Origin of the sequence: Actinomadura sp. CNU-125, assembly GCF_001942465.1 — a bacterium.
Classification (GTDB): Bacteria; Actinomycetota; Actinomycetes; order Streptosporangiales; family Streptosporangiaceae; genus Spirillospora.
Window position 1 is genome coordinate 1 of the sequence record NZ_MKJY01000237.1, and the last position, 8,365, is coordinate 8,365.

At 74.8% G+C, this 8,365-nt stretch carries 8 protein-coding genes and 2 pseudogenes; 6 read left to right on the forward strand and 4 right to left on the reverse strand.

Features of this window, described 5'->3' with window-relative positions; all coding sequences use genetic code 11:
* Positions 1 to 54: 54 nt before the first annotated feature.
* The 4 genes and pseudogenes from BJF79_RS67305 to BJF79_RS26015 all read left to right on the forward strand — a co-directional run.
* Positions 55 to 312 (forward strand): annotated as a pseudogene (locus tag BJF79_RS67305) (polysulfide reductase); the annotation flags it as partial.
* Positions 313 to 490: 178 nt separating this feature from the next.
* On the forward strand, positions 491 to 964 hold the full coding sequence (locus BJF79_RS67310; protein ID WP_410050141.1) for a hypothetical protein: 474 nt from the start codon (positions 491 to 493) through the stop codon (positions 962 to 964).
* Positions 965 to 1,092: 128 nt separating this feature from the next.
* Entirely contained in the window at positions 1,093 to 1,716 is a 624-nt protein-coding gene (locus tag BJF79_RS26010) for a hypothetical protein (protein ID WP_075901253.1), read from the forward strand.
* A gap of 57 nt (positions 1,717 to 1,773) precedes the next feature.
* Positions 1,774 to 3,342, forward strand: coding sequence for a TROVE domain-containing protein (locus BJF79_RS26015; RefSeq protein WP_143220171.1), 1,569 nt, complete (start codon positions 1,774 to 1,776; stop codon positions 3,340 to 3,342).
* Here BJF79_RS26015 and BJF79_RS26020 read toward each other — a convergent pair.
* Positions 3,317 to 3,940, reverse strand: a complete 624-nt coding sequence (locus BJF79_RS26020) for a TetR/AcrR family transcriptional regulator (RefSeq protein ID WP_262402597.1) — start codon at positions 3,938 to 3,940, stop codon at positions 3,317 to 3,319. The two genes, BJF79_RS26015 and BJF79_RS26020, sit on opposite strands and share 26 nt — an antisense overlap.
* A gap of 41 nt (positions 3,941 to 3,981) precedes the next feature.
* Between BJF79_RS26020 and BJF79_RS26025 the strand changes: the two genes are divergently transcribed.
* Positions 3,982 to 4,395 (forward strand): DUF3291 domain-containing protein, encoded by a 414-nt coding sequence (locus BJF79_RS26025; RefSeq protein WP_075901257.1) that lies wholly within the window; start codon positions 3,982 to 3,984, stop codon positions 4,393 to 4,395.
* A gap of 87 nt (positions 4,396 to 4,482) precedes the next feature.
* Here the strand turns inward: BJF79_RS26025 and BJF79_RS26030 are convergent, their stop codons facing one another.
* The 3 genes and pseudogenes from BJF79_RS26030 to BJF79_RS26040 all read right to left on the reverse strand — a co-directional run bounded on the left by BJF79_RS26030 (position 4,483) and on the right by BJF79_RS26040 (position 7,433).
* A complete protein-coding gene (locus BJF79_RS26030) occupies positions 4,483 to 5,226 on the reverse strand; it encodes a Crp/Fnr family transcriptional regulator (RefSeq protein ID WP_075901259.1) in 744 nt (247 codons plus the stop codon).
* Positions 5,227 to 5,331: 105 nt separating this feature from the next.
* The gene (locus BJF79_RS26035; RefSeq protein ID WP_075901261.1) at positions 5,332 to 6,120 is read right to left on the reverse strand and encodes a DUF427 domain-containing protein; all 789 of its coding nucleotides are present in this window, start codon (positions 6,118 to 6,120) and stop codon (positions 5,332 to 5,334) included.
* Positions 6,121 to 6,129: 9 nt separating this feature from the next.
* A pseudogene (locus BJF79_RS26040) lies at positions 6,130 to 7,433 on the reverse strand (erythromycin esterase family protein).
* A gap of 293 nt (positions 7,434 to 7,726) precedes the next feature.
* Here BJF79_RS26040 and BJF79_RS26045 point away from each other — a divergent pair.
* The coding region (locus tag BJF79_RS26045; RefSeq protein WP_143220172.1) for a DUF2637 domain-containing protein at positions 7,727 to 8,365 on the forward strand (639 nt) is incomplete at its 3' end.

The window sequence follows — 8,365 nt, forward strand, 5'->3', positions numbered from 1 at the left end:
GACGGCGGCGCGGGCGCGCGCGGAGGGCGGCGCGGAGGGCGCGGCGAGCGGGCGATGGTCCCGGACGCCGAATTCGGCTCCTACTACGGCAAGCCGATCCTGAACCCGCCGGTCTGGAAGGCCGCCGACATCGCCGGATACTTCTTCCTCGGCGGGCTCGCCGGGGCGGGGTCGGTGCTGGCCGCGGGCTCGCAGCTCACCGGACGTCCCGCGGCGGCGCGGGCGCTGAAGCTCTCGTCGCTCGCGGCGATCTCCGGTTCGACGGCCGCGCTGGTCCACGACCTGGGGCGGCCCGGGCGGTTCTACAACATGCTGCGGGTGATGAAGCCGACGTCGCCGATGAGCATGGGGTCGTGGCTGCTGGCGGCGTACGGGCCGGCGGCGGGCGCGGCGGCCGTCCTGGACGTCACGGGGCTGTTCCCCCGGCTCGGGCTCGCCGCCAGCGGCGGGCGCGGCGCTGCTCGGCCCGGGCGTCGCCGCCTACACCGCCGTGCTGGCGGCCGACACGGCCGTCCCGGTGTGGCACGACGCGTTCCGGGAGCTGCCGTTCGTGTTCGTGGGGTCGGCGGCGGCCGCGGCGTCCGGGATGGCGCTGGTCGCGGCCCCGGCCCGGGAGACGGCGCCGATGCGGACGGCCGAGGTGTACGGCGCCGCGCTCGAACTGGGCGCGGCGACGCTGATGGAGCGCCGCCTCGGCATGGTCGCCGAACCGTACCGGGAGGGCACCGGCGGGAGGTTGACGCGGGCGGCGCGGGTGCTGACGGTCGCGGGCGCGGCGGGCGGGGCGCTGCTGGGCGGGCGGAGCCGGACGGCGGCGGCGCTCGGCGGCGCGGCCCTGCTGGCGGCGTCGGCCTGCACCCGGTTCGGGGTGTTCCACGCGGGGATGCAGTCGGCGAAGGACCCGAAGTACACGGTGGTGCCGCAGCGCGAGCGGATCCGGGAGCGCGCGGCCGAACCCGCCTGACCGTCCCCCGGATGATCACCGCGCGGGGGGCGTCGTACGCTGAAGCCGTCGGGGGGCCGCTTCAGCGGCGCGTGGCGGGTACGGGCGTGCGGCCGGTAGGCGCGCGGTCTGCGGGGTAGATGAGGAACATGCGGGACGCACCGGGACGTTTCGACCTCACCATGCTGCACGCGGCGTACGGCGCGTTCCGCCGCGACGCCGACTGGCTGGCGGCGGACGGCGGTTCGAGCCCGGTGACGGCGGACGTGTGGGCCCTGTTCGCGCTGCACTGGCGGGCGCAGCAGGCCGCCGAGCGGCGCGCCCTGTGGTCGGTGATGCGGCACGTGCCCGGCGGGCCGCCCGGCCGGGCCGCCGCCCTGGACGCGATGGACGCGCTGGCCGTCCGCGTCGTCCCGGTCATCGACGCGGTGGACGCGGCGGTGGAGCACCACGACTCGCGGGTGCTCGCCGGGTCCGCGCGCGACCTGCGGCGGGCGGTGCGCGCCCTCCTGGACCACAAGGAGGCGGAGGTCCTGCCGCTGATCCACGACAGCCTCACGGCGTTCGAGTGGGGCACCTTCGACGTCGAGTTCCGGCACGAGATCGGCGTCCGCGGGCTGCGGCTCTTCCTGCCGTGGCTGCTGGACGGCGCGCCGGAGCCGACCTGCCGCGCCGTGCTCGGGATGCAGCCGGTGCCGATCCGGCTGGTCTGCCGCCGCAGCTGGCAGCCCCGCTACCGGCGGCGCAGGTACCGGGCCGTCCCGGCGTTCTGACGGTTCCGGCGGTTCTGTCGGTGCCGGGCTCTAGGCTCCCGGTCGGGAGCGCGCCCGGTGTGCAGGCCGCGGTTCGCGATCAGGAGAGTAGGAGACGTCCCCGAAAAGGGTGACGGCTCGCGCCTCGCCGGTTACCAGCCCGCCGCCGACGGTTCTCGGGCGCGCTCCCCCGTCCGGAAGGAGACGCCCATCGACGGCCCGGCCGAGAACGTGCTCGAAGAACTGTTCGTCACGGCGATCGCGCACGTCGGCTACGCCGACGCGGTCTTCGCGTGGCCGAAGGGCGACGCCGAACGGTACGCGCGGCTCGTCCGGGAGGCGACCGCCGCCGACCCCGGCTGGACGGCCGCGTTCCTCGGGTGGCTCCGCACCGCGACCCCGATGCGGTTCCCGGCGCTGACCGGCGCGGCGGCGTTCGTCCGGGAACGCCTGGACCGCGGGCTCGCGGGCATGTCGCGGCAGGTCGTCGGGTCGGTGCTGCGGCATCCGCACGATCCCGGGCTGCTGCTCGGGCACTGGCGCGGCGCCCGCGGCGCGCCCCTGCCGAAGCCGCTGAAACGCGGCGTCGCGGACGCCGTGGTCCGGCTGTACGACGAGCGGGCCCTCGCCCTCCACGACACCGGCGGCCGCCACCTGTCCGTACCCGCGTTCCTGCGGCGGACGCTGTCCTTCGACCGCGGGATCCGGGCGCCCCGGCCCCTGCGCTTCGGCGACGTGATCTCGCTGGTGCACCCGCGGCCCCGCGACGCGGCCCAGGCCGAGGTGTTCCGGCTCGCGCTGGGCCGCCGCTCCCCCGCCGTCCCCGCGCGGTCCTGGCGGCAGGAGGCCGGGGCCCTGCACCGCCGCCTGCGCGCCGCCGACTGGGAGCGGCTCGTCCCGCGCATGCCGCTGCCCGAACTGCTGGACGGCCTGCGCCGGTTCGACGCCGCGGGCATCTCCTTCGACACCGCGATGGAGATCGCCGAACGCCTCGCCGATCCGGCCGAGGTGCGCGCGTCCGGGCTGCTGCCGCTGCGGTTCGCCGCCGCCCGGGACGCCGTCGCCGATCAGCGTTGGGGCCGCGTCCTCGAAGCGTCCGCCGACGTGAACCTCGACGCCGTCCCGCCGATCCCGGGCCGCACGCTGATCGTGGCGGAGACCCGGACGGCGGCGGGCGCCGTGTTCGTGCTCGCGCTCGCGCACCGCTGCGCGTCCGCCGACCTCGTGACGTCCGCGGGCGAGCCGCTGCCGCACGTCCCGGGCGAGTCGCCGCTGCACGGCCGGCGGCGCTGGCCGGCCGCGGGCCTCGCCGAAGCCTCCATCAGGGACCCGGCCGCCGTCGACCGCGCGGTCGACGGGCACGACCGGGTGCTGATCGTCGATTCGCCCGGGTCCGCGGACCTCGACCCTGCGGTGCCCGTCTACGAGTGGCGCGCCGAGCACTGGCCCCACCTGGCCGACCCGCCGCTCCCCGCCGGGCGCGTCCGCTTCGACGGCCTGTCCGACGCCGCGCTCGGGGCCGTCCCGCTGATCGAGGACGCGCGGCGCGGCCGGTGGCCGTTCGCCGTCCCGGTCCCGGCCCCGGTCCCGCGCGAGGCCGCCCGTAGCGGCGGGCGACCGGTCACTCCGCGAACAGGTGGCCGATGATCGGCTTCGCGGCGGCGACCGGGTCGTCGCCCAGGCGTGCGGGGAGGGCGCCGCTCAGCCACAGGTCCGCGAACCCGTGGACGATCGACCACGCGGCGAGGGCCGCGGTGCCGTCGGCGTCCCGCTCGGCGTCGGGCGCTACGCCCCGCACGCCGCGGGTGAGGACGGCGTCGGCGCGGGTGCGCGCGGCCGCCAGGTCCGGATCGTCCGCCCGGTAGAGCTGCGGGCGGAACATCACCGCGAAGTGGGCGGGGTGGTCGACGGCGAACCGCACGTAGGCGAGGCCGGTCGCGTGCAGGTCGTCGCCCGCGGCTTCCAGCGCGTCGGCGAACCCCGCGTAGCCCTCGGCGGCGACGGCGGTCAGCACGCCCGTCTTGTCGCCGAAATGGTGGGCGGGGGCCGCGTGCGAGACGCCCGCGCGGCGGGCCAGTTCGCGCAGGCTCCAGCCCGCCGGACCGGATTCGGCGATGGCGGCGGCGGCCGCGTCCAGGACGGCCCGCCGCAGGTTCCCGTGGTGGTAGCTCGGCTGCTCGATGGTGTCCTCCTTCGTTCGTCCCGATCCTATCTTGTCATTGACAAGTTCGCACCGGCGAGGCAATCTAGACAGTGGCTAGTCGATACGCCGACCAAGGAGGCACCATGCCGACGCTGCCCTGGATCCCCATGGAGGACGCCGCCCCGGAGGCCGAGGTGGTCGTGATGGCCTCCCGGTTCGAGGTCCGCTCCCCGCGCCACGTCCCGGGCTTCTTCCTCGCCTCGCTCGCGCTGCTGCGGCAGGCGCGCAGGTCGCCCGGGACGCACGGGTTCACCCTGAAGGCCGAGCCGACGAAGCGGACGTTCTGGACGCTGTCCGCGTGGCGCGACGACGAGGCCCTGCGGGCTTACGCCGCCGCCGAGCCGCACCGGTCCACGATGCGGCGACAGCGGGCGGCGATGCGCGACTCGACGTTCGTGTTCTGGAACGTCAAGGGCGCCGACCTGCCCGTCGCCTGGGACGACGCCCGGCGGCGGCTCGCCGCCGAGAAGGCCCGCGAACCCGCCGCACGAGGTTGACGTCCCGAGGGCTCGAACGGCCCGTCCCGCCGCCGCGCGAAGCGCCGTGGCAGGGCGAGGTTCGCCGGGGACGGCCGCCTCGGGTCGTCAGGCGCGCGGGGCCGGCGGGGGGACGTCTTCGTCGTCGCCGGGGTCCTGGTCGGCGTAGTCGCGCAGGGCCGGGAGGTCGAGGACGGTGATGCGGCGGCGGCCGGTGCGGATCAGGTCCGCGCGGCGCAGCACGGTGAGCGCGCGGGCGACGGTCTCGCGGGACGCGTCCGTCCAGCTGCCGAGCTCGGCCTGGGAGAGCGGCGGGCCGATCTCGATCGCGCCGTCGCGGGCGGGCGGCACGTGGTGCGCGGACCGCTCGGCGAGCCGGGCGAGCAACTGGGCGAGGCGGCGGGCGCCGGGCGCGGCGGCGTGCGCCTGCAGGCGGCGGTCGTGGTCGTCGATCCGGTGCACGAACGTGCCGGTGACCAGCCGCCACACGTCCGGGTTGGCCTCCAGGAACCCGGTGAAGCGGGACGCCGGGACGACCAGCGCGCGGACCGGCGACAGGGCCGTCACCGTCGCCGACCGGGTGCGTCCGGCGAGCGCGGCGCTCTCGGCGATCAGGTCGCCCGGGCCGCGGACGGCGAGGACGACGTCGTGGCCGTCCGCGGTCGTCGCGGTGACCTTCGCCCAGCCGCGCTCGATCACGATCACGTGGTCGGACTCGTCGCCCTGGTAGACGAGCGGTGCGCGGGCGCCGAACTGCCGGACGCGCGCGACGGTGCGGAGCGCGGCCTGCTGGGCGGCGTCGAGGGCGGGCCAGAAGCCCGGGAGCGGGGAGGACGGCGCGTGCGGGGCCAACGGTCCTCCTTGCGCGGCGGGTTCGGATCCGTCACCCGAACGGTAAACCGGCGCCGCGGGCGAGGCAACGCGGTTCGGCCGTCCGGGAGACGGATCACATCGCCGTCACGGGGCGGGCGGGCCCGCCTCGACCGTCAGGTCGTCGTGGTCGAACGACAGATGGCCGGCGATCTTGGCGGAGTCCTCCAGCGGTTCCTCGTACGACCACGCCACGTCGGCGGCGCCGTCCCGCAGCGACCAGTACGTCGACTCCCCCTTGTACGGGCACACGGTGCGGGTGCCGCTGCGGATCAGGAGGTCGGTGTTCACGTCCTCGGCAGGGATGTAGAACCGGTTGCGCAGACCCGTCTCCGACAGCAGTTTCGCCCGCGTCGTGTCGGCGAGGACGTCGCCGTCCCGCAGGACGCGGACGCGGCGGGACGTCGCGCGGGCGTCCACGCGGTGGAACGGGTCGCGCAGGTGGCCCCGCACCTCCTCGTCCTCGTCGAACCAGGCGTCCATCCGGCCCCAGTAGAACGCCATGTACCCGCGCAGCCAGGACGAGTCCGGGAGCGGCTCCGGGTAGGCCCACACGGCGTTCTCCGCGGCCCGGTCGCCGACCCGCAGCGTCCAGTACGCGGCGTCGCCCTTGAACGGGCAGTGCGTGGTGTGCTCGGTCTTCTCGAGCAGGTCGGTGCGGACGTCCTCCTCCGGCACGTACAGGGCGGGCAGGAGCCCGGTCTCGTGCAGGAACTTGCCTCGCTCGGTGTCCAGGACGGTCTCGCCCGCGAAGCGCGCGCGGACGCGTCTCGGGAAGTCCTGCATGAACAGCCGATGCTTGGGGCCGTCGATCGTGAAATTGACCGTCTCGCCGGGCGAACCCGCGAGCGGCCCGGGCGGCATGGTGAGCGACATCAGCGACTCCTATACGCCGGTGGGCATCGTCTCCAGTTCGCCGAGGCGCGCCCGCTCCAGGTGGAGCGGCTGCAGCGCGGTCGTGGCGCGGAACCAGCACAGGGCGTCGTAGCGTTCGGCGACGCTCGTCGGGACGTACTGGCGCCCGTCCCGGTCCGGGTCGTAGACGACGCCGATCGCGCGGTGCCCCAGCGTGCGGGTGAGGAAGGACGGCTTGTCCCGTTCGGGCGGCATCACGAACATGCCGCGGTGCAGCTCCGACTCGGCCAGCACCGCCTCCAGCGACCCGGCCCGGGGCGGCGGGACGGCGATGTTCTCCATCGTCGCGCCCCAGCTCGGCGCCGCGATCACCTCGCCGGGGCCGCCCGCGAACCCGACCACGACGACGTCGTCCGATCCGTGGCGCTCCCGGGCGAGCTGCCCGAGGTTGATCATCCCCGCCTGCGCCATGTCGGTGGCGCGCGCGTCGCCGACATGGGTGTTGTGCGCCCACACCACGGCCTTGCCGGGGCGTCCTCCGGCGGCGTGGAACTCCATCAGCCGGTCGAGGGTGTCGGACATGTGGACGTCCCGGACGTTCCACGACTCCGCTCCCCCGCCGATCATGGATCGATAGTAACGCTCGGCCCCGGCCGCGACCTCGGCGTTCTGCCGGGCGTCGAACTCGGCGTCCCGGTCGTGGTCGCGGGCGCCGCCGACCGGACGGCGCAGCCTGGTGAGCAGCGCGAGGATCTCCTCCTCGCACCCCTCGGGGACGAGCGAGGCGTTCCAGCCGTAGGAGCGCGGGTCGCCGCCGTGCGGCTCGAAGCACCGGTACGCCTCCAGGGCCGTCTCCAGGTACTCGGGGCGGCGGTCGGCGAGGTAGTCGACGACGCGCGCAGCGACTCCCACAGGCTGTAGACGTCGAGCCCGTAGAACCCGGCGCGGTCCTCGGCGGGCAGGTCGGCGTTGCGGTCGCGCAGCCAGCGGCAGAACTTGGAGGTCTCCTCGTTGGCCCACATCCAGGTCGGCCAGCGCTCGTAGGCGTCCAGTTCGGCGCGCGGGTCGGCGGCGGCGCCGGGCGCGAGCGTCACCGACCGCCCGACGCGGCGGCAGTCCGGCCAGTCGCCCTCGACGGCGACGAACGAGAACCCGCGGTCGGCGATCAGGTGCCGGGTGATCGCGGACCGCCAGGCGTAGTACTCGTGCGTCCCGTGGCTGGCCTCGCCGAGCAGCACGCACGAGGCGTCCCCGATCCGGTCCAGGAGCGGGCCGAGGTCGTCCTCGTACTCCAGCTGCAGGGCGGCGCCGCGCACGTCGTCGGCATCGCTCATCGGTGATCCCCCTTCTCCGACGTTCCGCCATTTCCGTCGTGTTCCCCGCCTTCCCGCTGAGAGACGGTTCAATTCCCAGCCGAACGTCCCTTTTGTGGGGGTTTACTTGGGCGTCGGCGGACGCTATCGGACGGCCGCGGACAAGCGACCATGGACGGGAGGCCGATCCCGGGACGCCTAATTCGTCGAACGTGACCCGGAAGTGATGGGTTTACCCCGCGAAGCGCGGATGGAACGGCTAGTCTCCCGACGATCACCTTTGGTCACGTCGGGAAGTCTGGAGCGTACGCCGCATGAGCGCTGCCAACCGCGTACAGGTCATCACACGGTGGGGGGCCATCTCCTTCATGGCGGCAGCGGTCATCACCGCCACCGCCGGTGGTTTCGCCCAGTCCTACGCCGGTCTGTACCACTGGGCGCTGGAACACGGGCTGACCGGCTGGAAGGCCAGCTCGTTCCCGCTGCTGGTCGACCTGTTCATCATCGTCGGCGAGCTGGGCCTGTTCCTGCTCGCCGTGGACGCGTTCGTCCTGCACCGCAAGAGCGCGATGAGCTGGCTGGACTTCTTCCTGCCGCTGACGATCGCGCTCGCCGGCTGGACCGCGAGCCTGATCTTCAACGTCGGGCACGTCGGCAACCGGACGTTCTCCTACCAGGTGACGGCCGCCGTACCGCCGATAGTGTCCATGCTCGGCCTGTTCGTCCTGCTGCGAACGCTGCACCGGTACGTGTCGCAGAAGGCGGAGGAGGCCGAGGCGGAGGAGCCCAAGCAGCCCGAGCCGCAGACCCGCGCGATCGCCGGGCCCGTCACCCTGCAGCAGATCACGCTGATGCCGCTGCGCAACACCGGCCCGCTGCCGCAGATCCAGGTCCCCGGGCACACCGGCAAGGCGCTCGGCCCCGCCGCGCGACCACCGCGACCGCCGCCCCCG